The 25,173-nt window shown below is 40.5% G+C and carries 23 protein-coding genes; 13 read left to right on the forward strand and 10 right to left on the reverse strand.

Translation table 11 applies throughout. From position 1 onward, the window contains the following. Positions 1-26 precede the first annotated feature (26 nt). The 6 genes from C9J45_RS06360 to C9J45_RS06385 all read right to left on the reverse strand — a co-directional run bounded on the left by C9J45_RS06360 (position 27) and on the right by C9J45_RS06385 (position 5,975). Complete coding sequence (locus tag C9J45_RS06360) at positions 27-752, reverse strand: DUF3581 domain-containing protein (RefSeq protein ID WP_107208186.1); 726 nt, start codon at positions 750-752, stop codon at positions 27-29. 506 nt (positions 753-1,258) lie between these two features. Beyond that, a complete protein-coding gene (locus C9J45_RS06365) occupies positions 1,259-3,037 on the reverse strand; it encodes a bifunctional molybdopterin-guanine dinucleotide biosynthesis adaptor protein MobB/molybdopterin molybdotransferase MoeA (protein ID WP_107292314.1) in 1,779 nt (592 codons plus the stop codon). Then, positions 3,024-3,617: a molybdenum cofactor guanylyltransferase MobA gene (mobA, locus tag C9J45_RS06370; protein WP_107246623.1), complete on the reverse strand. Its 594-nt coding sequence runs from the start codon at positions 3,615-3,617 to the stop codon at positions 3,024-3,026. Before mobA ends, C9J45_RS06365 begins: the two co-directional genes overlap by 14 nt. After that, complete coding sequence (locus C9J45_RS06375) at positions 3,604-4,305, reverse strand: energy-coupling factor ABC transporter ATP-binding protein (protein WP_107246625.1); 702 nt, start codon at positions 4,303-4,305, stop codon at positions 3,604-3,606. Before C9J45_RS06375 ends, mobA begins: the two co-directional genes overlap by 14 nt. A 15-nt stretch (positions 4,306-4,320) precedes the next feature. Next, entirely contained in the window at positions 4,321-5,022 is a 702-nt protein-coding gene (locus tag C9J45_RS06380; protein ID WP_107208190.1) for an ABC transporter permease, read from the reverse strand. 128 nt (positions 5,023-5,150) lie between these two features. Further along, the gene (locus C9J45_RS06385) at positions 5,151-5,975 is read right to left on the reverse strand and encodes a substrate-binding domain-containing protein (protein ID WP_107287408.1); all 825 of its coding nucleotides are present in this window, start codon (positions 5,973-5,975) and stop codon (positions 5,151-5,153) included. Positions 5,976-6,248: 273 nt separating this feature from the next. On the opposite strand from C9J45_RS06385, the gene C9J45_RS06390 reads away from it, so the two are divergent. Both C9J45_RS06390 and C9J45_RS06395 read left to right on the forward strand, forming a co-directional pair. Then, the gene (locus tag C9J45_RS06390; RefSeq protein ID WP_107246628.1) at positions 6,249-7,700 is read left to right on the forward strand and encodes a sigma-54 dependent transcriptional regulator; all 1,452 of its coding nucleotides are present in this window, start codon (positions 6,249-6,251) and stop codon (positions 7,698-7,700) included. 59 nt (positions 7,701-7,759) lie between these two features. Continuing rightward, positions 7,760-9,754: a cache domain-containing protein gene (locus tag C9J45_RS06395; RefSeq protein ID WP_107246629.1), complete on the forward strand. Its 1,995-nt coding sequence runs from the start codon at positions 7,760-7,762 to the stop codon at positions 9,752-9,754. A 418-nt stretch (positions 9,755-10,172) separates the two neighbouring features. Here C9J45_RS06395 and pbpG read toward each other — a convergent pair whose 3' ends face one another. Continuing rightward, complete coding sequence (gene pbpG, locus C9J45_RS06400) at positions 10,173-11,069, reverse strand: D-alanyl-D-alanine endopeptidase (protein ID WP_107246631.1); 897 nt, start codon at positions 11,067-11,069, stop codon at positions 10,173-10,175. A 608-nt stretch (positions 11,070-11,677) separates the two neighbouring features. Between pbpG and C9J45_RS06405 the strand changes: the two genes are divergently transcribed. Further along, positions 11,678-12,136 carry a hypothetical protein gene (locus tag C9J45_RS06405; protein WP_107260301.1) on the forward strand — a complete coding sequence of 153 codons (459 nt, stop codon included), beginning with the start codon at positions 11,678-11,680 and terminating at the stop codon, positions 12,134-12,136. 124 nt (positions 12,137-12,260) lie between these two features. On the opposite strand, the gene C9J45_RS06410 is transcribed toward C9J45_RS06405, so the two are convergent. Beyond that, positions 12,261-13,172 (reverse strand): helix-turn-helix transcriptional regulator, encoded by a 912-nt coding sequence (locus C9J45_RS06410; protein WP_107208196.1) that lies wholly within the window; start codon positions 13,170-13,172, stop codon positions 12,261-12,263. Continuing rightward, positions 13,172-14,053, reverse strand: a complete 882-nt coding sequence (fdhD, locus tag C9J45_RS06415) for a formate dehydrogenase accessory sulfurtransferase FdhD (protein ID WP_107290803.1) — start codon at positions 14,051-14,053, stop codon at positions 13,172-13,174. Before fdhD ends, C9J45_RS06410 begins: the two co-directional genes overlap by 1 nt. Positions 14,054-14,364: 311 nt before the next feature. Between fdhD and C9J45_RS06420 the strand changes: the two genes are divergently transcribed. The 10 genes from C9J45_RS06420 (at position 14,365) to cobB (ending at position 24,627) form a co-directional block, all read left to right on the forward strand. Next, a complete protein-coding gene (locus C9J45_RS06420; RefSeq protein ID WP_107260306.1) occupies positions 14,365-14,859 on the forward strand; it encodes a DUF3305 domain-containing protein in 495 nt (164 codons plus the stop codon). Next, positions 14,849-15,544, forward strand: coding sequence for a DUF3306 domain-containing protein (locus C9J45_RS06425; RefSeq protein WP_107208199.1), 696 nt, complete (start codon positions 14,849-14,851; stop codon positions 15,542-15,544). Before C9J45_RS06420 ends, C9J45_RS06425 begins: the two co-directional genes overlap by 11 nt. Before the next feature lie 300 nt (positions 15,545-15,844). Continuing rightward, positions 15,845-17,500: a 4Fe-4S binding protein gene (locus C9J45_RS06430; RefSeq protein ID WP_107260308.1), complete on the forward strand. Its 1,656-nt coding sequence runs from the start codon at positions 15,845-15,847 to the stop codon at positions 17,498-17,500. A gap of 9 nt (positions 17,501-17,509) precedes the next feature. Beyond that, positions 17,510-18,127 (forward strand): molecular chaperone, encoded by a 618-nt coding sequence (locus tag C9J45_RS06435; protein ID WP_005367775.1) that lies wholly within the window; start codon positions 17,510-17,512, stop codon positions 18,125-18,127. 97 nt (positions 18,128-18,224) lie between these two features. Then, on the forward strand, positions 18,225-18,419 hold the full coding sequence (locus tag C9J45_RS06440) for a twin-arginine translocation signal domain-containing protein (protein ID WP_107208201.1): 195 nt from the start codon (positions 18,225-18,227) through the stop codon (positions 18,417-18,419). 13 nt (positions 18,420-18,432) lie between these two features. Then, complete coding sequence (locus C9J45_RS06445; protein WP_107292315.1) at positions 18,433-21,291, forward strand: formate dehydrogenase subunit alpha; 2,859 nt, start codon at positions 18,433-18,435, stop codon at positions 21,289-21,291. 11 nt (positions 21,292-21,302) lie between these two features. After that, entirely contained in the window at positions 21,303-21,920 is a 618-nt protein-coding gene (fdh3B, locus tag C9J45_RS06450) for a formate dehydrogenase FDH3 subunit beta (protein WP_005367779.1), read from the forward strand. 95 nt (positions 21,921-22,015) lie between these two features. Next, positions 22,016-23,086: a formate dehydrogenase subunit gamma gene (locus C9J45_RS06455; protein WP_107292316.1), complete on the forward strand. Its 1,071-nt coding sequence runs from the start codon at positions 22,016-22,018 to the stop codon at positions 23,084-23,086. A 177-nt stretch (positions 23,087-23,263) separates the two neighbouring features. Further along, on the forward strand, positions 23,264-23,770 hold the full coding sequence (locus tag C9J45_RS06460) for a prepilin-type N-terminal cleavage/methylation domain-containing protein (protein ID WP_107292317.1): 507 nt from the start codon (positions 23,264-23,266) through the stop codon (positions 23,768-23,770). Positions 23,771-23,913: 143 nt separating this feature from the next. Continuing rightward, the gene (cobB, locus tag C9J45_RS06465; RefSeq protein ID WP_107208205.1) at positions 23,914-24,627 is read left to right on the forward strand and encodes a Sir2 family NAD+-dependent deacetylase; all 714 of its coding nucleotides are present in this window, start codon (positions 23,914-23,916) and stop codon (positions 24,625-24,627) included. Between the two features lie 66 nt (positions 24,628-24,693). Here cobB and C9J45_RS06470 read toward each other — a convergent pair whose 3' ends face one another. After that, the gene (locus C9J45_RS06470) at positions 24,694-25,140 is read right to left on the reverse strand and encodes a glycine zipper family protein (RefSeq protein WP_107208206.1); all 447 of its coding nucleotides are present in this window, start codon (positions 25,138-25,140) and stop codon (positions 24,694-24,696) included. Between the last annotated feature and the right edge of the window lie 33 nt (positions 25,141-25,173).

Below are 25,173 nucleotides of genomic sequence, written 5' to 3' on the forward strand. Positions count from 1 at the left end.
GAAATACAAAATATGATTTCTTCTGTTTAAACTTTTTCTGTTTGAAGATTATTGTAGTGTTCTTTTTTTGCGTTGAAACGAGAAACCAAATCATCGATACCATCTTGGCAATAAGGCTTTAAGCCACTCATCAGCATACGCTTACGCCCAGTACCCACAATCTCTCCATTTTCTTTAAAACAGAAATTCAGCGTTACGCTGCCACGTTTGCCATCAACATCAATATTTGAACTTGTTAGCTCTACATGGGGTGCTGTTAAATCTAGTCGGCAGAACTCAAGTTCCATGCTTTCGTAAATAACTAATGGTCGAGCAGGGTTGATCATCATGTCTTTAGATTTCATCAAAGGCACCATGATATGAGGAAAATTCATTCCTGAAAATTGAACGTAACTTTTAGTTATTTGAGCAATTAAATCTTGGTTATGGGTAATTTCACCAGAACGTGCAAGATGAAGAAATTCCTTACCTTTGCTATCGATTAATGATAAATCGGTATCGGATTCGGCTAAAATACTCAGTTCTGTACTCTCATTTATCATACCTGCAAACGTCACACGCATTTTTTGGCTGATACCAACATTGGCAAGTAAGACAGAAAAAAGTAGATCACCAGGAACACAAAAGCGCTTATTATCTGGATCGTGAATAGGGTTGAAGTCACCCGCAATTCGTTTTGCAAAATCACTTGCTTGTTCACGAGTAAAAGAAAACTGACCACTTTTATCTGAATAGTATGTATCTAAAAACATGTTACGTATGAATACCTAAAATAGAGACTGCGCCTATTCTACAACATAAAATGTTGTGTAATGGTCTAGCCAGATGAAAAACGAGTTGTTCTTAACTTATGTGTAAATGCAAGTGCTTCTATTCACCATTGATATTCAATGATTGTGAATAGTATACAATGCCATATTTGTTCTAGTTTAATTATATAGAAATGTTTACAGTATTTTATGAAAATTTCAATAAAACATATAATCTTGATTGCATAATATACTTAACCGCTATTTTTTTAATGTTTTACCCAGTAAATCTATGATTGTCGTGTATATCGATAAATTATTCGGTATTATCATTTATCTAGAGAATAAAGAAACCTTTTGTTACAACTTAACATATAACGAAAGGTTTGTGTCGACTTCTAACGTGTAGAAGATGGGAAATAAAAAGGTAGCATGGAAGCTACATATAAAAATAAAAAAGCCAAGATACTTTAAGTAGCTTGGCTTTTTTATCATGGAGAGCTGAAACGTTACATGCGTATATCTAATGGAATGATGGTAACCTTATCACCGATTTCTGCATTTACTTGCTCTGGTGCTATTTCAATTAAGCAATTTGCTTCGCTCATCGAACGAAGTATGCCAGAACCTTGCGAGCCTGTACTTTTCACCACTAAACGGCCATTAGCATCAAAACTCGAAATACCGCGAGTATACTCAGTACGTCCTAGACGAGAGCGAAGTTTTTCAATCGCGATAGCTTGATGCGTTTTCGGCTGCCAATTGATAATGCCTTGCTGTTTTCTAATTGCTGGTTCAACAAATTGTAAGAACGCAACTATTACCGCGACAGGATTACCCGGTAGGCCAAAGAATGGCACGTTACCAATGGTTCCAAAAGCAAGCGGACGACCTGGACGCATATTAATACGCCAAAAGTTAATTCGACCTAACTTCTCTAACACGCTTTTTATATAGTCCGCATCGCCGACAGATACACCACCAGAAGATAAGATCAAATCAGCTTTCGTGCTCGCTTGTATTAACGTTTTTTCAAGCGATGCTTCGTTATCATCAATAATACCGAGATCAACGACTTCACAGCCTAAGTGAGTGAGTAGGGCATATAATGTATAGCGGTTTGAGTCATAGATGCAGTTTTGTTTCTGTGCGTCACCCGGTTGCTGAACTTCATCACCGGTAGAAAAAATTGCAACCCGGATAGGTTTGTTGATTATGATTTTATCAATACCCAGTGACGCTACCATACCAAGCTCTGGCGCTGTGATGGTTGTTCCTGCAGCAACGGCAATTTGACCTAATGCCAGATCTTCACCTGCTTGACGTACGTTTTGACCAGCTTTAATGTTACCCATTGCTTTATCAAACGTGACCGTGTCACCTTTTTGGGTTGCTTGTTCACGCATAATGACGGTATCCGCACCTTGCGGAATAGGTGCGCCTGTCATGATACGAACAGCTTCACCATGATGTAGTGGCTCATCGTAACTATGACCAGCAAGTACTTGACCAACAACCTGATAGCTGTCACGCCCTATATCATCACCAGCAATAGCATAACCATCCATTGCAGAATTAGTATGTTGGGGGACATTGACTGGCGATAAAATATCTTGTGCGACAATTTGCCCTAGCGCTTGATGTAGACTCACAGATTCGCTGATATGTAATGGCTTAATCTGTTCAAGAATTTTTTCTCGACCTTGAGTAACCGATAACATACCTGCTGGATTGATATCGCTACAGCTTAATGTTTGCGCTTCAGTGAACGCACTGTTTTTCACGTAATCAATAACAAAGTCAGTCAGTTGATCAAGATTATTGATATCCATTTGTGGCAGTGTACTTTCAGCAGGGATGTTCGCAGCGATAGCAATAATGTTGTTATCTTCTGGGTGTAGCCAAGGTTTGCCGACTTCTTTGCGGTGTAATTCAATCTTAGGGAAATCGAGCTTTTTAAAACCTTCCACCAAAATGAGATCTAATTGGGTTTGATCTAGTTGGCTGAGTAAATAGGGAAGTTGTGCTTCTTCTTCTGGTGTTTCTGTCACCAGTGCGCGACGGTAGCGAGAAGAAATCAACATTTGGCTTGCGCCTGCTTTACGAAGGCGGTAGCTGTCTTTGCCTTCTTGGTCGATATCAAAATTATGGTGAGCGTGTTTTACCACAGCTACACGAAGTCCTCGCTCTACAAGTTTAGGCAACATTGCTTCAAGTAAAGTGGTTTTACCTGTACCGCTAAATGCAGCGAAACCAAGTAGCGGTAAAGAAGCGTTAATTTGACTCATGTAGCACTCCAAATTGAGAGAGTTCTTCAGGGGTATTAAGGTTTACAAAAGCATCGGCTTGATCACTAAAATCAACCGTGATCATATTACATTGACGGTAAAGCAGAATGATTTTTCTATCACCATTAGCGAGAAAGGCTTCAAGCTTAGGTAAAATGCGGCGGTGAACAAGTGTGACTACCGGTTGAATATGCTCACCATTATGAGCAACAGCAATATCGGTTTCTTCTGTACAAGCGTTTGCCATTCTTGCGACTAAATCATGTGGAAGCTGTGGGCAATCACAAGGCACAAAACCGATCCAGTCGTTATCGATATGAGAAAGTGCGGCATGCATCCCCCCCAAAGGGCCGGGGTAGTCTTTAATGGTATCCCCAAAGACTTCACCAAATTCAGCATAACGTTCATGGTTGCGGTTTGCATTGATGGTGACATGTGATGTTTGTGGGCGCAGCGTATCGATAACATGTTGAATTAATGGCTTATCAGCCAATTTAATTAAACCTTTATCATTGCCTCCCATGCGACTGGCTTGTCCACCAGCCAAAATAACCCACTGAGTTTGCTCAGGCGTAGGCATAGTTATCCTTATCTTTTTTAACAAGCTGCAAATCTGCACGCTCAATTAATTTTGTATCATTGATTGTCCACTGGCGACGACATAAGTCGGTTAGCTCATTATGTTGGTGGCTAGTGATGACAAGGCTAGAGCCTCGCTCTAATAAATCTTTTGCTAATACAACTTGTCGGCTGATGGATTCTTTATCCATACTTGCACTGGATTCGTCCATCAATAATACACTTGGTTTTAATACCCATGCACGTGCCATTGCTACACGTTGTCGTTCGCCGCCCGATAATACCGAGACATGTTCATCGGCAAGGGTTTCTAAGCCAACCATTCTTAAGGCATTAATGGCTTCATTACGGCGTTGTTGGCGATCTCTAACAATATATTTTAAGCCATAACAAACATTATCAAACACTGTTCCATCAAACATATAAGGGGTTTGATGCATGTAGATAATGCCATTTTGATAACAGCCTCCAAACAAACGACTTAACCAATGGTGTTGAGTATTAATTTTTCCAGTGGTCGGCTTTTGTAATCCTGCGAGTACTTTTAATAGCGTTGTTTTTCCAACACCGTTATCACCAGTAAGATAAATCGCATCTTGCGGCTCTAACTTTAACTGAGGAATATGGAAAAGTAGACGATGTTTAAAGCGAACAGAAAGATCTGTTGCCTCAATTGAAATATGCATCATATCAATACCCTCAGCTTAGTTCGTACGCAAGTGGGCTTTGCCACGAGAGAACGATAAAATAAAGTTTAGTCCGAGAGCGAGAAGTAATAAGACCATTCCCAAGGCGACACCTTGTGCAAACGCACCTTTAGAGCTTTCCAATGCAATGGCTGTCGGAATATTTCTGGTTGAATTTAAGATGTTGCCACCCACCATCATTGAGCAACCCACCTCAGTGATGATGCGACTAAAAGACGCAACAATGGCAGCTAATAGTGGAAAACGACTTTCCCACATAAGGCTCATTAGCGCGCGAGGGTAGCTTGCACCTAATGAAATAGCGGTTTCCCATGCGCGACGGTCACTATTTTGGAAGGCGGCATGCATCATAGATATCAAGATTGGAAAACAAATTAATATTTGCCCAAGAATCATCGCTCGCTGTGTAAACAGCATTTGCCAGTCACCTAAAGGCCCTGAACGCGATAGCAACATATACAACAATAAGCCAATAACAACAGTAGGAACGGATTGCAGTGTATTAACAAAAGAAAGGATTAGCCATCGACCTGGAAATTTGCCATAAGCAAGGGCGAAAGCAACCAATAAAGAGGGAATTAATACAATAGCAATGGCTAACAGAGAAACTGAAAAAGAAACACCAACAATGCCCCATAGCGAACTATCTCCACTAAACAAAAGTTGGATTGCTTGTTGCGTTGTTTGCCAAATATTCATTGTTATTTTATTTCTAATATTTAATTGGTTACGCCGAACATGGCCTTATTTTATTATAACAGAAGTGTTAATTAGATAAGAGGAAGTGTTCGGCGCAAAATGCTATAAAATCAAATAAAGTTGATTGTTTATTGCGTAATCGCATCTGCAACAAATAGTTGTTCACCATGACGTTGGTAATCGTTAATCATTTTTTGTGCTTTAGCGTTAACTAACCAATCGCTGAATGTTTTTGCACCTTGGTAGTTAATGTCAGGGTAACGGCTAGGGTTCACTAAGATCACTTGGTATGGGTTAAATAGACGTTTGTCACCCTGAACCATGATTTCTAGGTGCAGTTTATTTTGGTAAGCAAGCCATGTACCACGGTCAGTTAAAGTATACGCTTGTAATTCAGACGCCATGTTTAATGTAGGCCCCATACCTTGACCAACCGCTTTGTAACCACCGAAGTTTGGTTCCATTTTTGTCTGTGCCCAAAGGTTAAGTTCTTTTTTATTGGTACCAGAATCATCACCACGAGAAACAAACACAGCATCTGTTTCGGCAATGTTAACCAGTGCATTAGCAACGTCTTTATCACCTTTGATCTTTGCAGGATCTGCCTTTGGACCAACAAGTACGAAGTCGTTGTGCATTAGCTTGCGAGGAAGGATACCGAAACCACCATCAACAAATTTGGCCTCTGCTTTAGGGGCGTGAGTCATGACTAAATCAACATCACCATTTTCGCCCATGCGCAATGCTTTGCCTGTACCCGCAGCTAGAACTTCAACAGTGTAGCCCGTGTCTTTTTTAAACGCTGGTAAAAGGTAGTCAAGAAGCCCTGAGTGGTAAGTACTGGTTGTCGTTGCTAAACGAATTGTTTTGTTTTCCTTGTTATCGGTTGCAGCATGGCTAAGGCTTGCTGCGGCTAAGCTTAAAACAACTAAACTCGTTTTAAAAAAATTCATAAGGTTCCTTGATTTACAGATTCAACGTCAAATAAAAAGAGACAATTTGAGACCTTTCGTCCCAATAAATAGCTTATGCGCCTATAAGCAAATAAAATGCCAGAAGCGATAGGATTTAAAATATGTGAATATTTATTTCATAATACTTTGATTATAAACTGCTATTTTTTGTTTTTTGCGCTGCGTCATTATTCTGCTTCAAATCTATTTTGACTTTTATCTTCATGGTGAGACAAAATGTCGCATCTTTTTTATGGGTAATAATGTCCCTTTATGTCTGATCTTGAATTAAATACACCTTGGACTGCTGTTTCTGTATTGGTTGTCGATGATGAGCCGGGAATGCGTGCCATCTTAAAAAAAGCATTAAGTAAAAAGTTTGCTCAGGTTGATACTGCAGGCAGTATTGAAGAAGCGGAAGAAATAAGAAAACGCTGCCACTTTGATTTATTAATAGTAGATATAAATCTACCAGGGCGTTCAGGCATTGAATGGCATGAAGCGTTTGATCCAAATACACGCCGTAGCGATGTTATCTTTATGACAGGCTATGCAGATTTAGACATGGCGATTCAAGCACTACGCGCGGGGGCGTCAGATTTCATCTTAAAGCCGTTCAATTTAGAACAAATGATGCAGTCAGTAAGCCGTTGTATTGAACGTCGATTAGTCGAACGTCAAAACTTTGCACTCCAACGCGATGTAGAGCGCAGTTATCCCGTTGATATTATCGGGGATGCAGCAAGCACGCAAAAAATGAAAAAACTGATCACTCAATTAGCACCATCAATTGCCGCGGTATTGGTTGAAGGGGAATCTGGAACCGGTAAAGAGCTGGTGGCGCGTGCCCTTCATCAGTTAAGTAAACGTACCGGACCATTTGTACCTCTTAACTGTGGCGCGATTGCACCTGATTTACTGGAAAGTGAACTGTTTGGTCATGTTTCTGGTGCATTCACAGGTGCTAAAAAAGGGCGTGATGGTCTATTTCGGGTAGCAAATAACGGCACACTGTTTTTAGATGAAATTGGTGAAATGCCGTTATCCATGCAATCTTCGTTATTACGCGCGCTTGAGCAAAAAGCAATACGACCTGTAGGTGCTGAGCGAGAAGTGAATGTTGATGTGCGTATTGTGGCAGCAACGAATAGGAATTTGAAAAAAGAAGTAGAAGAAGGGCGCTTTCGTCAAGATTTGTACTATCGCTTAAATGTGCTCACCATTGAATTACCCGCATTACGTGAACGTATAGAAGATATTCCAGCGTTAGCTCACCACTTTACACAGCAGCTTTCGAAAGATTTAGGAATGAAGCCAATTAATTGGGCACATGAAGATATTCTAGCAATGCAAGCTTATCAATGGCCGGGTAATATTCGTGAATTACGTAATATGATGGAACGTTGTATTTTATTGGGTAAATCACCTTCTGAATATTGGCAGGAATTAAATGGGGATGTACCTGTAATACCATCGCCCGAGAAAACGTCGATCGTATTGAGGAGTGATGAGAAGCGACCATGTCAGTGTCACGATGGTGAACAAGAGCAATATTGTTACCCAGTAGATTGGACGTTAAAAGATGTCGAAAAAGCACATATTATGCAGGTAGTAGATTCAAACGAGGGTAATAAGTCTGCGGCAGCTCGTCAGCTTGGTGTAGCGCGTAAAACGTTAGAGCGTAAATATAAAGAATGGGCTGAAGAGTCGGCATCATGCGAATAACCAAAGCATTAATGCATCCTAAAGCTTTTATATTGTTATGGCTAAGGCGGTTTCGAACTATGGTTCGTTATCGTCTATTAGTCCTAACGTCTGTACCTATTATCATCACATTAATTGCGTTAATTGCCTTAACTTTTTATTGGACAGTCACTTACACTTGGCAAAATGCGTTAATGAACGTAAGAGCGGATTTAGCTGTTGCTCATCATAGTATGGAATTATTACAAAAAGAGCAGCGTATGAAATTGCAGTCAATGGCTGACTCTTACGATTTCCAATATCGTTTACGTTTTGATGAATCCTCTTTAAGTCACTGGGTACGCACTGAAAACCAGCAATATAATCTGGATTTTATCGTGCTTCATCCTGCATCAGCATTAGGCGAGTTCTCTAAGCAAGAGCGCCGTTTTTTACTCGAAGGAAAAGTGCAAACATTTTTTCAGGTACTAGATCGTAGAGCACTAGCTGCATTGAATAGTGATTTACCTGCTCGTGCGCAAGTGCCATTGCTCAAAGAACATAAGATAGAGCAGAAGGGGTTAGTGAGTCGAAGTTTGATCCCTATTTTTAATGATAAAGGGCATCTTCAATGGATTCTTGATGGCGGTATATTACTCAATAATAGTACGGAACTGGTTGATCGAATTCGTGATTTAGTTTTTGCGTCTGATACGTTACCGACGGGCAGTATTGGCACTGTTACTATTTTTATGAATGATGTTCGTATTAGTACGAATGTACCATTAGATAGTAAAAATCTGGTTGGGCGAGCGGTTGGTACTCGGGTATCAGATGAAGTGAGCCGTGAAGTGATTACGTTTGGAAAAACCTGGGTTGATAGAGCTTATGTCTATGACAGTTGGTATGTTTCTGCTTATGAACCGTTACGCGATATAAACGGTAAAGTGATTGGTATGCTTTATGCGGGCTATTTACAATGGCCACTGATCAGAACCTTTTTAACGAATATTATTGAGCTTGGCATTGGTATTATTTTGGTGCTGATTATCTCTGGTTTTGTCGTTTATCGGGGCTCTCGTGATCTGTTTTTACCGATTGAAAAAATTTATCAGGTAGCCAAATTAGTACAGATGGGATTTGAGCGTCGAGTAGGTAAATTAGATGTTTACCCTGATCACGAACTGCAAATTTTGGGGAATCAGTTTGATACCATGCTGGATCAGCTTGAACAGCGTAATCAAGTGATAAAGCAGGCTGCAGTGGAATTAGAAGAAAAGGTTGAGCAACGTACGCATAGTTTACATCATAAAACTGAAGAACTAGAGCAACATATTAAATTGCTGAATCAAGCAAGATCTAAGCTGGTGGTGAGTGAAAAATTAGCCGCCTTGGGTGAACTGACTGCTGGTATCGCCCATGAAATTAATAATCCATTAGGGGTTATCTTGGGTAATGTGGAATTGATCCAATTTGAGTTAGGGGATAATACGCTTCAAGTTCAAGAAGAGTTAGATGCAATCCATGCACAAATTGACCGTATACGTAATATTACTCGAAGTTTGTTGCAATACAGTCGTCAAGGTGGCGTACAAAATGAAGTGACATGGCATCACCTGAACCAGATTGTTGAAGAGAGTTTAACCTTAGTACGTTCAGGCACAAAAAAACTATCCGTTACTTTTGTTGTTGAACTAAATGCGAAATGCAGCGTGGAAGTTAATCGCCACCAATTATTGCAAGTGCTAGTGAACCTTCAAATGAATGGTATTCATGCCATGGACGATAAGGGGCGATTAATCATTAGAACTGAAGATTGGATTGATGAGCAGGGGAAGTCTATTGGTGCAATTGTTCGTATAACTGATCATGGCTGTGGTATTGCGAAAGAAAATTTAGAGCGAATATTTGATCCATTCTTTACTACTCGTCGTTCAGGTACTGGGCTTGGTCTCTCTGTTAGCCAAAGTTTAATTGAAGATATTGGTGGAGAGATAACGGTTGAATCTGAGGTGGGTAAAGGGACAACGTTCTCTGTCTATTTAAGACAAAAAGCGTCAACAAATAATGATCTAGATTTATTGATGATGTCTTAGTTTCATTACAACAAAAGCCCCTTGGTATTTTTTCATTTAAGTGAGAGAAAATACCAAGGGGCTTTTTGTTATATGTCTATTTAGAAATTACATAAACGATAAGCCAATAACCAGAATGGCTAGAGAGGTAAGAGAGATACGAGTTATTAAACTAAGATGGGTGGGATTAATCATTTCTTGATGCTGCATAGACACTCCTTTTATTTACTCTAACTTAAGCATAGTTGAAGAGTGTTATAGGCGTGCGTTTTTTGTTAAAAAATAAAAGGCTAGGTAATTGGTAAGGAAAATTCTTATTACGGGCTAAGCAGCATCACCACAAACATCGAAGGTTTTTAATGCTATGTTCATGATAGTTTTAAATGCAAAAAGCCAGCAATATATGCTGGCTTTTACTTATATCAATTAACAGTAATGATTATTTCGTTAATTCTTTTAGTTTCTGTTGTTGGTAGTATTTTGCATCAGCACTAATTGGTTTGCTTTTACCCGTTTGTAGCCATTGCTTAATACGGCCTGCATCACCAATAGGTGTTAATTTGCCTTGAGAATCTAACATAACCATTAGGATTTTCTTACCATCAATTGTTGTTACCATACCTAAGCAACGACCAGCTTCATCTAGGTAACCTGTTTTGGTTAAGTTAACCGTCCACTTCTTACCACGCGCTAAGGCGTTTGTATTGGTGTAGCCAAGTTTGTAATTAGGTTTACCAAAGTAAGCGGTATGCACAGGTGTTGTACTGTACTTACGAATTTCAGGGTATTTGTAAGCAGCTCGTACCATCTTAGCGACATCTGATGCTGTCGAGTGGTTATGAGGGTCAAGGCCTGAGCTATCAACAAAATGCGTATTGGTCATCCCCAAAGATTTAGCTTTTCGGTTCATCGCTTTAATGAATGCCTTGTAGCCGCCAGGGTAGTTTCCTGCAAGTGTTGCTGCTGCTAGGTTCTCAGATGACATTAAAGCAATATGAATTGTCTCACCACGGCTTAGGGTAGAGCCCATACGAATACGTGTATATGTATTGTACATGTGCTCTTTATCAGTAGGAGTAAACGTTAGTTTTTCGTTAAGTGGGAGTTTTGCATCCAGTGTTACCATCGCTGTCATTAACTTAGTTAATGAAGCAATTGGCATTTTTACATTTGAATTTTTTTTGTACAGTGTCTTTCCTGTACTGAGGTCTATCACATAATTACTGACTGATGCCGTTTGTAACTTATTAGGATCCAGCTTACTGGTGTTGATGCTAGCCACGGAAGAGAAGCTTATACTAGCAAGAGTAAAAAACAGAATAAAAGCGTTACGCACAACGGCTCCTTGAAAATGCAAAGGGAAATAATAACAGTATTGTTAATGTCGCTATTGTCGACTTAACCTGTACTGTTAGGCAAGTCATGTTTATGTAAATAGGCCATTTATTCGCACCAAAAATTATCAATGAGTGAATATTTGTAATGAAACATTATTCAATAAAATAAAAAGTGACTGAGTAATACAGGAGATCGTTGTAAACAAGGCAATGGCTATCAGTTTTGAGTGAGCAAATCTTAATTTATGATTGCATACTATTGTTGCTGCTCATTAATTTTTATCATTTTAATGGTTTAATTCTGAGGGCGTATTTCGTGGGTTATGGTGTTTTGATTGCATTTTTGTGACTATTTAAAAAGTAGATACGAATTAAACATAGGATAATTATGATTAAGTCATTAAGTAGATTGTCTGAAGTGTAAGTTTGAACAATCGTGTGAAGGACTTAAAGAAACACAGATATTTCTAGACTAGATAAAGAGTCGATATAATGTGATCTATTACGAATATAAATATCTATTGACATAAAATTAACAAACGAAAGGTGAGAAATAGCGGTCAATTAGTTAGGGTCTTTCAATTAAATTCTATTCATTGGACTTACTATGCTTGCTCGTTGTTTACTTATCGCTTCTGTATCACTGATGTCGTTATCATCTAACGCATCAATTGACGATTCAGATTTAAATGATATTAAAAACAGTATTGAAAAGTCACAAGATACAATGCATTACGTTCGGACTGTATCGGGCTCGATCCCTGTACCTATGCCTAAACATAATGAAGATAAACCAGCTTATAGTTACTATGAAATCGTCTCTTATGACATTTATAGTAGTCAAGGTGGAAAGCGTATGATCCAAGCGGTAATCACAAACCATTCCGGCGGCGGTATTACACTTAAACCTAAGCAGGTCAAAGCGTATTTCAGCAATAATACCTATGTTGAACCGACACGAATTGAGCAAAAGGGAAAATTTGCACAAGGTGAAACAAAGTCAGTGACCTTGTATTTTGGTGAAACAGACGCTTCTATTATTGGTTTGCTTACTCGTTCTTATTAATTCTTTTTAACTAATAGTGATGCGGTTTTAAACTGAATGGAAAAAGCCCTGATAATCATCATGCATTATCAGGGCTTTTTATTATCCAGCGACTTTCAGGGTATGTTGTTAGCTATTAGCTGACTTAGTTAGCACTCCATACCTGTTTACCTGTACGTGCAAAGTTATAACCACCGAGTGCTTTACCGTGAGCTTGAACATCTTCCTCTGAAATCGCTTGCAGCAATTGTTGCTGTAGTGTTCTAAAGTAAATGTTCTTTGGGATCACCAATTCAAACGCTTCGGTACATAGCGGAATAAAGCCTAAGCCAAATTCACCCGCCGTACTTTGGCTAGCGCAGCCCACATCAGCCTTACCACGAGCAACAGACGAGGCAAGTTCACGTTCACTGTTACACACATCTGATTGATTAAGCATAGAAAGATTATAAGCGTGACCGTGTAACCATTCATCTAACGCACGCATGCTACCTGCACCTTCTTGACGTAGTGCCCAGCGCCAGCGAGAAGATAGTAATTCAGGCAGTTGGATAGATTTTGAATTTACCGCTTCTGCTAATTCTTTACTGACCACTAAGCCTTGTTCACGTTCAAAGGCATGGACTAATACCCAGTTTTTATGCCCTTGGTATTGTTGTAATAGTGCAGGGTGACGCAGGCTAGCTTCTTCTGCATTTCCCCAGTGAATGGCGCACATATCAACGTGGCCTTTACTTAACATGGCTAAACCTTGTCGTGTACCCGTTGAGGTATAACCAACTAATGCGGTACTGCCTAATTGGTTAGCCATCTTACCTACCACCATTTGTAATAGTGGATCGTCTGAGCCGGCAATTAATAATCGATCGGTTAACACACCGTTATGGCAAGACTCTAATAGCCATTTATCCAACATTGCTTTAGGAAATAACCATTTCCCTGTCACTTTTGTTGCTGGAAGTAAGCCATCGTTAGCAAGGGCATAGACTTTCTTCTCATTAAGATCTAAATATTCTGCGACAAGTTTCGCGTTCATGAATTCAGGAAAGTCAGCCATTAATTTTGCTCTTTATTAGAAGAAGGTTGCTCTGTTTTCTTCGATTGCTGAGAGGTATCAGCACCTTTCACATCAAGAATAAGATTCTGACCGCCATTATAAACTTGGAAGCGATGACCTTTAGCGCGGGCTATCATAGTAATACCGAGCTTCTGCGCTAACTCATAGCCCATTTGTGTTGCACCAGAGCGGGATAGAAGTACGGGAATACCCATCTGTGCGACTTTAATTACCATCTCTGAGGTTAAGCGGCCTGTGGTGTAGAAAATCTTATCTTCGCCCGTTTCGCCTTTTAGCCACATTTCACCGGCTAGGGTATCAACAGCGTTATGGCGACCTACATCTTCGACAAACGATAAGATTTCTGTATTACGGCAAACGGCACAACCATGAACGGCACCTGCAGCCTTGTACGTTTCATTGTGGTGAGTTAGCGCTTCAAGCAGCCCATACAACATAGATTGTTTTATTTGTACTTGCGGTAGTGTCACGTTTTCTAGCTTTTTCATTACGTTACCAAACATAGTGCCTTGACCACAGCCAGAGGTAACGGTTTTTTTCTCTAATTTCTTTTCTAAGCCATGGGTATTTTCACGGGTGATCACCGCCGCTGAATTGGTATCCCAATCAATAATCACAGATTCAATGGCATCAATATCTTCGATAAAGCCTTGGTTCTTTAGATAACCGAGCACAAGTGCAGAAGGTCGTTCACCTAGGGTCATCAGGGTAACGATCTCAATCCAATTCAAATAAACCGTTAGGGGATGCTCACACGCAATTTCTTTGGTTTGAAGATCACCGTACTCATCCATGATTTCCACAGACATTGTCTGCTTAACGGCGGATTTAGTTTTTATAATTTTAGGGAGTTGGCTCATTAGGATATCCAGTGGTTACAAGAAACGTATCGAGATTTCAAATAAGTCCGTCAAAATACACACAATGATACTAAGCTCAATAAGTAGCATTAAATGGCATGTATTAAGGCAAATAAGTTTATCTCTAACGCATTAAAGCAAATATTGTTCCATAAATTCCATTTACGGATTGAAAGAGGCTACTGGTTGCCATTATTGGCGATATTTTGATTTATATTTCGCACTTGGTCTAAATTTTGCTTATTACGGACGAATATTCTCAACATACCGCGATAAGCGAGTGTGTAAAAAGCAAGATGTAAGGAGTCATTGTGCCAGAACAAGTAAAGCTAGAAATAAAGAAAGATGAAAGTATTTGGCCTATTTATTTTCGACTTCAAGCAGAAGAGAAACAAGTTGGGCGTTGGACGACATACGCATGGACGATTGAAGATCTTTGTTTGAATGGTGAACAAGACTCAAACGTAGCACTTGCAGAAATCGGTGCTGGTAATTACATGCTGCCGCTAGAATTATTTCGTGATGAACGTATGGAATATCGCTTTAACTTAAACGCACAAGATCCGCATTTATTTTTTGTTTGTGCTGAAGAAGATGAACAACTTAAACCTGTATTAATGACGGCAGCTCAAGGGGTTGCAGCCCGTTATATGGATGGAGATTATGTTGTTCTTCACATTCAAATCCCATTGCCTATTCAAGTCTGGATGGAAGCGTATCTTGGACGACACGGTGAATTAGAAGAGTGTAAACGTCGAGGCGGCGGTAAAGGTAAAAAGCAAAAAGGGCGTTCAAGTGGCAACTGATTTTTTTCAACGTTGGTCTCAAAGAAAATTAACCAAAACAGAAGATAAATCTGTAGGTGAGACATTAACTCTCGAAAGTACTGAAACGGCTCCTGAGCAAGATGTGGTTGTTACCGAAAATACGGCTATTCATACAGATATTTCTGAATCTATTGAAACGGACAAAACATTAGATAATCAATTAGATAAAACTGATTTAGTCGCTGATGACACCCCTGATATTGCACTGACGCATGATGATGTATCAACCGTGACTTACGATTCTGGCGTTGCATCATTTATGAAAGAGTCGGTTGAGAAATCAGTTAAGAAAGCAGCATTACGTAAGTTATTTCATTCAGAAGAATTTAATTATATCAGTGACATGGATGATTGCACTGAAGACTTTAGCAACATCCCAACGTTAGATCCTGCCATCGCTTCTCAAATGCGTGGTTGGGTAAATCAAGCGGTAGAGAAAGTAACTGATATGGTTGAAGATTTAAGCAGTGAAACGATGTACAACTCTGAGTTAGATAATAAGGCTGAACAGTCTGAATTAGCGCTAACAGCAACAGAGCAAACATCCTTAACTTCTCAAGATACTCTCCAGTCAACAATATCTTCATCTACGGATAATGGTGCTGAGGATGAAACTAACCCTACAACGGTTTCTCCAGAGAAAAATTCAGCACAAGAGATTTAAGTTTATAGAGTGAGACAAAAAGGGAACTAAAACCTTATTAAATGTTGGGACATTTTGGCGCGATGGGTCTTTTGCGCTAGGACAAAATGTCTCAATGCTGGTGGGTGTAATTATCCACCTCCGACTTTAGTTCCTTTTAAGTCATTTTATTCCGTGAAAAGTTGGATCGGTTATTGCTCTATATAGAGTGGAAGAAGCCAAAAACGAAAGTCAGATTTTATTGTAGAAAAACTTTAAGACATAACTTCGTTACTTCTTCAATCGGCACTGACTAGCGGTGACGGGCAAACAGGAATAAGAATGTTAAAAAGTACACTAGAAGCATTTTCTGATACAAACGGTAAAGCGCGTGCTGCTGCCATTAATGGCACAGTAGAGCTAACAAATTTAATTCCACCTACGGTTACCTATGAGAGCCGTGGGGATTTGTTGATCGTGGGTACTCAGAAAAACATCATTGCACTTGCTGAACAGTTTTCAGAACTTAATAGCGTCACCTTGCTGTCAACGGATGCAACAGGCGAAAAATCAAGCTTGTCTAATCTTTACTTTAGCCATGACGTATCAGCAAAAGGTTATCTTGGCGCGTTTGAAGTAACTTGTCAGGTTGCAGGTCAATTGACCAAAGCGAATTTAGCAAAAGTGGCTATCGGTCGTGATTGCTTTGATTTGATCTTAGATATGACAGAAAACGGCATTATGTCGTTAGAAATTCCTGCGCCGGGTTATTACGCGGTAGGTAGTCGTAAAGATAAACTGGCTCAGCTGGTGGAAGATTTACCGGCTATGATGGGGACTTTTGATAAACCTAAATACTTTCGCCTAAATCCTGATCTTTGTGCGCATTCATCGCGTGGTGTTTCAGGTTGTGATCGTTGTTTAGATGCATGTCCTGCTGGTGCGCTAAGCAGTGATGGGGTAGAAATTGCGATTGATCCTTACCTTTGTCAGGGTGTTGGCACGTGTGCTACAGCTTGTCCAACAGAGGCGATCACATACGCATTACCTGATCCTCAAAATACACAAAACTTTGTTCATCGTGTTCTTACTCGTTATAAGCAAGAGGGCGGTGAGAAACCAACATTACTTTTGTACGGCAATCGTGATGAGAAAGCGGTGACTGCTGCATTAGCAACGTTTCCAAGTTCAGTTATTGCGATTGCATTAGAAGAGCTTGCAACTGTTGGTGTTGATACATGGTTTAGTGCATTGGTTTATGGTGCGCATCAAGTTCTTCTTGCGACTAACACAAAATATATTCCTGCCACGATTGATCGTGTTTTATCGAATGAGCTTGCAATGGCTCAACGTTTCTTAACCGAAATGGGTTATGACGCTGATCGTATTTGTCTGTTTGATTTTAGTGATGTTGAAAACTTTGTTTCTTATGGCGATGCACTAGTTTCTCCTGTTACAGAGGCTTTAACTGGCTCTAAACGTGAAAAACTATTTACTTCACTTGAAATGCTTTACACCGAAGCGAGTACAAAACCAGAACAATCTTCCGTTGTAGAAAAAGCGCCTTATGGTTCTGTTTCATGTGACACAACGGATTGTACGTTATGTATGAGTTGTGTGGCAGTTTGTCCAACTCGCGCTTTACATGCCATTGGTGATCGTCCAGGACTGCTATTTATTGAAGAGGACTGTGTTCAATGTGGTATGTGTGAAAAAGCATGTCCTGAAAAAGTCATTTCATTAGAACCTCGTTTTAATTGGGATTGGCATGCTCGTAAAGAAGCGCGTCTTGTTCATGAAGAGCCTGCGGCTTGTTGTATCAGTTGTGGAAATGCATTTGCGCCAGCATCTATGGTGAAAATGTTAACTGAAAAACTTCAAGGACATTCTCACTTCCAAGGTGATGCTATTCGTCGTTTATCCATGTGTGAAGATTGTCGTGTTCGCGATATTTTCGAACAAATGGAAAAAGATCCAGAAAGTCAGGCTCGAGTTTAAGGAACGAAGATGGAAACAATTGCTATGAGCCCAGCTCAAACGTCATTGAATGAAGACGCAGTACTTCGTATTGAAATTTATAACATGCTTGCACATTTATTTCGTCAAGCGCCTGATCAAAATGTATTGAATTTTTTGGCTGATATAGATGTTGATACGGCTAATAAACCTCAACAATCTACGATGTCTGCTGCTTGGCCTTTACTGAAACTTGCAGCACAAAAGAGCATGCCACTTGCAGTTGAAGAAGAATATCAAGATGTCTTTATTGGTATTGGTCGCGGTGAAGTTGTGCCTTTTGGATCATGGTATTTAACAGGTTCATTAATGGAAATGCCTCTGGCTTATCTTCGACGAGATCTTAAGCAATTAGGATTTGAACGTGATGAGTCAGTGAAAGAACCGGAAGATCATATTGCGGCTTTGCTTGAAGTGATGGCAATGCTAGTTGAAGGCGGCGATGAGCACCTTCAAAAAACGTTCTTTAATCGTCACTTAGCTGAGTGGTGTGAAAAGTTCTGTACCGATGTTAAAGCTGCTAACAGTGCTGTTTTTTATACCGCTGTTGGTGAGCTCGCTTTGCAGTTCTTAACTGTAGAGAAAACACGCTTTTTAGAATCAAAATAATCCCTATACGTTGCTTGCAACGGTTTGATTCAAAGCAATAAAACTAAGGCAAAAACCCATCGTAACTTATTTTAGTGACGATAAAGGAGCAAACTTTATGAGTGAGCAAAAAACCAATGAAAGCCGTCGTCAATTGTTGAAAAACATTGGCTTAACAGTGGCTGCTGGTGCTGTTGCTGCTGGAACGACAACAGCAGTTCAAGCTGTTGAAAAGTCAGAAGAGAAAAAAACAAAAACAACTAAAGGTTATCACGAGACCCAACACATTCGTGATTACTACAACACTTTGTAAGGCGGAGCTCTAAATGAAACTTACTAAACGTTCCGATAAAGTGAGCAAAGCAGAAAACCAACTGGGTATTTCTCGTCGTTCTTTTATTCGTAATACATCTCTAGCTGCGGCTGGTGGCGTTGCAGGTGCAAGCATGTTTGCACCAGGTCTGATGAAAAAAGCAGAAGCTGCATCAGAAGATGTGTACGACGCGCCTAAAGTGGTTAAACGTACTATTTGCTCACACTGTTCAGTGGGTTGTGGTATTTACGCAGAGACGCAAGATGGTGTCTGGACTCACCAGGAACCCGCTTTTGATCACCCTTTTAATGCTGGTGGACACTGTGCGAAAGGCGCAGCACTTCGTGAACATGGTCACGGTGCACGTCGCGTAAAATACCCAATGAAACTTGTTAATGGCAAGTGGAAGAAACTGAGCTGGGAACAGGCGTTAGATGAAGTTAGCCAGCAAGTGCTTAAGATCCGTGAAGAATCAGGCCCAGATTCTGTTTACTTCCTTGGTTCTGCAAAACATAACAACGAACAAGCTTACATGTTCCGCAAAATGGTTTCTATGTGGGGCTCGAACAACGTTGACCACCAAGCGCGTATTTGTCACTCAACAACAGTGGCAGGTGTAGCGAACACTTGGGGTTACGGTGCAATGACTAACTCGTTAAACGACATGCATAACTGTAAGTCGATGTTATTCATTGGTTCAAACCCAGCTGAAGCTCACCCAGTAGCAATGCAGCACATCCTTATCGCGAAAGAAACGAACAGCTGTAAGATTGTGGTTGTCGATCCACGCCGTACACGAACTGCGGCAAAAGCAGATCACTACGTTTCACTTCGTCCAGGTACTGACGTTGCTTTTGTATGGGGTGTGCTATACCACATCTTCAACAATGGCTGGGAAGATAAAGAATTCATCCGTCAACGTGTATACGGTATGGACGAAGTTCGCGCAGAAGTGGCGAAATGGAATCCAAAAGAAGTTGAGCGTGTATCTGGCGTGCCAGAAGATCAAGTTTATCAAACAGCGAAAATGCTGTCTGAAAACCGTCCTGGCTGTGTTGTTTGGTGTATGGGTGGTACTCAGCATACAACAGGTAACAACAACACACGTGCTTACTGTATCCTTGAACTTGCACTTGGCAATATGGGTAAATCAGGCGGCGGTGCAAACATCTTCCGTGGTCACGATAACGTACAGGGCGCAACAGACTTTGGCGTGCTTTCTGACAACCTGCCTGGTTACTACGGCCTATCTGAAGGAGCTTGGAAACACTGGGCACAAGTGTGGGATGTAGACTACTCATGGCTACAAGGTCGTTTCGACCAAAACACTTACAACGGCAAAAAACCAATGAACAGTGCGGGTATTCCTGTCTCTCGTTGGATCGACGGTGTGTTAGAAAACAAAGATAAGATTGAACAGCGCGATAACATCCGCGCCATGTTCTACTGGGGCCATGCTGTAAACTCACAGACTCGTGGTCCTGAAATGAAAACTGCGATGGAAAAACTGGATATGATGGTCATCGTTGACCCATACCCAGGTGTTGCCGCTGTAATGAATGGTCGTACAGACAATGTATACCTATTCCCAGCGACTACACAGTTTGAAACATACGGCTCAGTAACAGCAACTAACCGTTCTATTCAATGGCGTGATCAAGTTATCGAACCGCTATTTGAATCGAAACCTGATCACGAAATCATGTACTTGCTTTCTAAGCGTCTTGGTTTTGCAGATCAATTATTTAAAAACATTAAAGTTGAAAATAACCGCCCACACATTGAAGACATTACACGTGAATTCAACAAAGGTATGTGGACGATTGGTTACACAGGTCAAAGCCCTGAGCGTCTAAAAGAGCACCAACAAAACTGGCATACATTCAACCGTACTTCTCTTGAAGCGATTGGTGGCCCAGTGAACGGTGAAACTTACGGTCTACCTTGGCCTTGTTGGGGTACGCCTGAGATGAAACACCCAGGTACACACATTCTTTATGATACATCTAAGACGGTGGCACAGGGTGGCGGTAACTTCCGTGCACGTTTTGGTGTTGAGCACAATGGTGTAAGCCTATTGGCTGACGATAGCTACTCATTAGGTTGTGAGCTAGAAGATGGTTACCCAGAGTTTACCGCTAAGATGTTAAAGCAACTTGGTTGGTGGGACGATCTAACAGCAGAAGAGAAAGTGGCTGCTGAAGGCAAAAACTGGAAAACTGATCTTTCTGGTGGTATTCAGCGTGTAGCGATTAAACACGGTTGTATTCCATACGGTAACGCCAAAGCACGTACTGTGGTTTGGACATTCCCAGATGCAGTGCCTATTCACCGTGAGCCACTATATACACCACGTCGTGATCTTCTTCCTGAGTACCAAACTTGGGATGATAAGGCGCACTTGTTCCGTTTACCAACACTTTACAAGTCAATTCAAGACAAAGATATGTCGAAAGAATACCCAATTATTCTAACGTCTGGTCGTCTGGTTGAGTACGAAGGTGGTGGTGAAGAAACGCGTTCAAACCCATGGCTTGCAGAGCTACAACAGGAAATGTTTGTAGAACTTAACTTAAAAGATGCAAACGATCGTGGCATTAAAGATGGCGAGATGGTTTGGGTTGAAGGTGCAGAAAAAGGCCGTATTAAAGTGAAAGCGATGGTAACCCCACGTGTTCGTGAAGGCTTAGCATTCTTACCATTCCACTTCGGTGGTGAATTCGAAGGTGAAAGCCTACGTAGTCATTACCCAGAAGGTTGTGCTCCTTATGTTTCTGGCGAAGCTGCTAACACAGCAACGACATACGGTTACGATCCAGTAACTCAGATGCAAGAAACAAAAGTCACCCTTTGTAACATCACTAAAGCGTAAGGAGTCATCAAATGGCACGTATGAAATTTCTTTGTGACTCTAAGCGTTGTATTGAATGCAACGGTTGTGTGACAGCTTGTAAAAATGCTAACTCAGAAGCAGTAGGCTGGGGTATTCAACGTCGTCGCGTTGTGACACTAAACGACGGTCTTCCAGGTGAAACATCTATTTCTGTTGCTTGTATGCACTGTAGTGATGCGCCTTGTATGGCGGTTTGTCCAGCAGATTGTTTCAGTCAAACAGAAGACGGTATCGTTCAGCACGATAAAGATCTTTGTATTGGTTGTGGTTACTGTCTATTTGCTTGTCCGTTTGGAGCGCCTCAGTTCCCTAAACAGGAAGCGTTCGCAGAGCGTGGCAAAATGGATAAATGTACTTACTGTTCTGGCGGTCCAAATACTGAACCTGGTTCAGAAAAAGAGCGTGTACTTTACGGCGCAAACCGTATTGCAGAAGGTAAGTTACCAATGTGTGCATCTATGTGTTCGACTAAATCACTACTTGCAGGTGATGCTGAGAAGATTTCTGAAATCTTCAGCAAGCGCGTTGTTGCTCGTGGTGCAAAAGATGCAGGTTGGGCAAGTACTGAAGATCTAGCGTACGACGCAGCAAAAGTACGTAAAGCGTAATTGTCTTTATTTGGGCTTAACATAGGCGTTGAGCCCAAATATTAGATCTCGGATGTAACAAAATTTCTGTTCAAATTGAGCAGGCAGGAGCTTTAATGACTAAGCGAATTCAACGCTGGTTAACGGTATTCGTTACCGCATTAATGGTTGCGTTTTCTGTCCAAGTGATGGCAAATGAAGCCACTACAACAACCAGTAGCGAGCAACTTGGCGAATCTATGGTAAAAAAAGAAGTCATAGGTTTTGCGGGTGCTGATTATTGGCGAGCGGTCAAGGATGGCGAAAAAGGGTATACCACATCGGGTTGGCCTGAGCATGATGTGTTGATCAGTGTGCCTGGTCAAACATGGTATATCTTAAAAGAAAAGTGGATGTCACCACTTGGCGCGATGGCTATTTTTGGCAGCCTTGTGATGGTAACACTAGCCTACTTTGTGGTAGGCCCTCTTAAATTAAGTAAGCCTAAAACAGGTCGTAAAATTCAGCGTTGGAGCCGGATGGATCGTGCTTTACACTGGAGTTTGGCATTCACATTTTTAACGTTAGGTTTTAGCGGTTTAGCTCTTGTTTACGGTAAACATTTTATTAAACCTATCGTCCCAACAGAAGTGTGGGGCTGGATCATTTATGCCGCGAAACAATACCATAACTATATGGGGCCATTATTCGCAATCATTCTTCTTTTAGTGGTCGTTAAATGGTGGCGTAAGAGTATCTTCAATAAAGTTGATATTGATTGGTTTAAAAAAATGGGTGGTATGGTGGGCAAACATAAAGGCTCACACCCTAAAGCTGGTTTCTCAAATGGTGGTGAAAAAGCACTGTTCTGGCTACTTGCCTTCTTTGGTGTCTTCATTGTAGTGAGTGGTTTTGTTTTAGATTTTCCAATTTTCGACCAAACGCGTCGACACATGGAATTATCAAATCTCGTACACATGATTTCAGCACTTATTCTGATCTGTGGCTTTATTTTCCACATCTATATTGGTTTGTTCGGTATGGAAGCGGGTCTTGACGGCATGGTAACTGGTGAAGTGGATGAAACGTGGGCGCGTGAACACCACAGCGAATGGTTTGAAGAAGTAAAAGATCTGCCTGAAAACCAACCAGGATACAGTGAATCACAGCAGCATGAAGCGAAGAGTAAACCTTCGTCTAATGCATAATCATAGTTAGTGATTTTTAAAACCGACATTCGTGTCGGTTTTTTTATACCTAAAATTCGAGCTTAATGTTTTTTTTGTTACTTATAGCTATTCATTCATCCTGTTAAGTTTTTGTACAATAAAGTAAAATACTACTGCCAATAATATCAATAATAAAACATTAAAAAGGATTAATTGATGAGGAATAAAGCAGGATTTACCCTGATTGAAGTTGTTATTGTTATCGTCATTCTCGGTATCCTTGCTGTTACTGCGGCTCCTAAATTCCTCAATATTTCTTCAGATACGTATCGCGCCAAGCTACATGAGCTTAAAGGATATATGACTGAAATATCTCGGATTATCTACGGAAAAGCTGTAATACAAGGCGATGAAAATGATATTACCGGCCGTAAAAAGGTAGAGGGGATCGCTATCTGGAATGGTTACCCGAAAGCAATATACGTCGGTATTGGTTTAACGATTGTGGATTTTAATAAAAACTGGGCATTTAACCAAGATAAGACGGGTTCTAATTCACATAATGGTGGTGAGCGTGTTTTTGTTGCGACTTTTCTCAAAAAACTGGATAGAAAAGACAAAGATGATGTTAATAAAATCAAAGCGACCAATTGTTATTTAAGTTACAAAGAAAATAACACTGGGGGCGAACCTATTATTACAATTATTGATTCAGGTTGCTGATCTAACTGTGATACTGAAAAGTTTATTTACACGGTTTTGTAGGGTGAAATCACGCATAATTAAGAACCTAGATTGTTAGGGTTAAATTCTTTGTATTTCAGTGCTATAAAGGCAGTATAAATACTGAAATAAAGGATGTTCATATGCTTTTTCCCTATAAAAATATCGTTGTACTTACGGGTGCAGGTATCTCGGCTGAATCGGGCATCCGAACTTTCCGTGCCGCTGATGGTTTATGGGAAGAACATCGTGTTGAAGATGTTGCAACACCAGAAGGCTATTTACGTGACCCTGAGCTTGTGCAACGCTTTTATAATGCGCGTCGAGCCCAAATCGAGAATGGCTCTGTAGCGCCTAATGCTGCACATATTGCACTTGCTAAACTTGAACAAGAATTAGATGGTAACGTGACTATTGTTACGCAAAACATTGATAATTTGCATGAGAGAGCAGGAAGTAAAAATGTCATTCATATGCATGGAGAGTTATTAAAAGCACGATGCTGTGAATCAGGACAAACAATTGAATGGCATGGTGACTTAACGACCTGTGATCATTGTCATTGTTGTCAAATTCCTGCACCGATGCGTCCTGATATTGTATGGTTCGGTGAGATGCCAATTGGAATGGATAGAATTCATGATGCCATTGTGAAGGCGGATTTATTCATTTCTATTGGTACTTCTGGCAATGTATATCCAGCAGCTGGATTTGTACATGAAGCTGCTTTACAGGGCGCTCATACGATTGAATTAAATCTTGAACCAAGTAACGTAGAAAATGAATTTGAAGAAAAACGTTATGGTAAAGCTTCTGAATTAGTACCTGCTTATGTAGACGAAATATTATCTGCTTAATAAAAAAGCCTCAAGTTTGAGGCTTTTTTATTATAAGAACAAAAGGTGAGCATGTTTTTCGATTAATTAAGATATATCGTAAACGTGATAACCTTTTTGTAATAAGCATTGGCGAAGAACGGATGACTTTTTATGTTTTTCATCTTTAGATGCTTCATTAGAGCCGGCTACGTATCCGCCAGCTGCACCAACAACAGCACCTAATGCAGTTACAACTCCTGGATGTTTTATCGTATCGTAATTATCCGAATCGTAAGCGCCTGCACCAAACGCTGTAGCACCTGCTAGAGTGCCAATTACTACATCTCTCTTTTTTGTTGCTGACGTCATTTCAGGTGTTGAAACACTATCAGCAAAATGGTTGCAGTAATCATAATCTTTTTGATATTGAGCAGTATCAACACCATTCATGTCAACGACGAGTTCTTTATCGACTGGTGTCATCGGGGCGCTACAAGCCGAAAGGGTTGAAACGAATAAAACGGGGATTAGCGCTTTAAATTTTGTAGACATTATAACCTTATAACTTACATCTAAAATGGTTGT

The sequence above is a fragment of the Photobacterium sp. GB-1 genome, from assembly GCF_003026165.1.
Lineage (GTDB): Bacteria > Pseudomonadota > Gammaproteobacteria > Enterobacterales > Vibrionaceae > Photobacterium.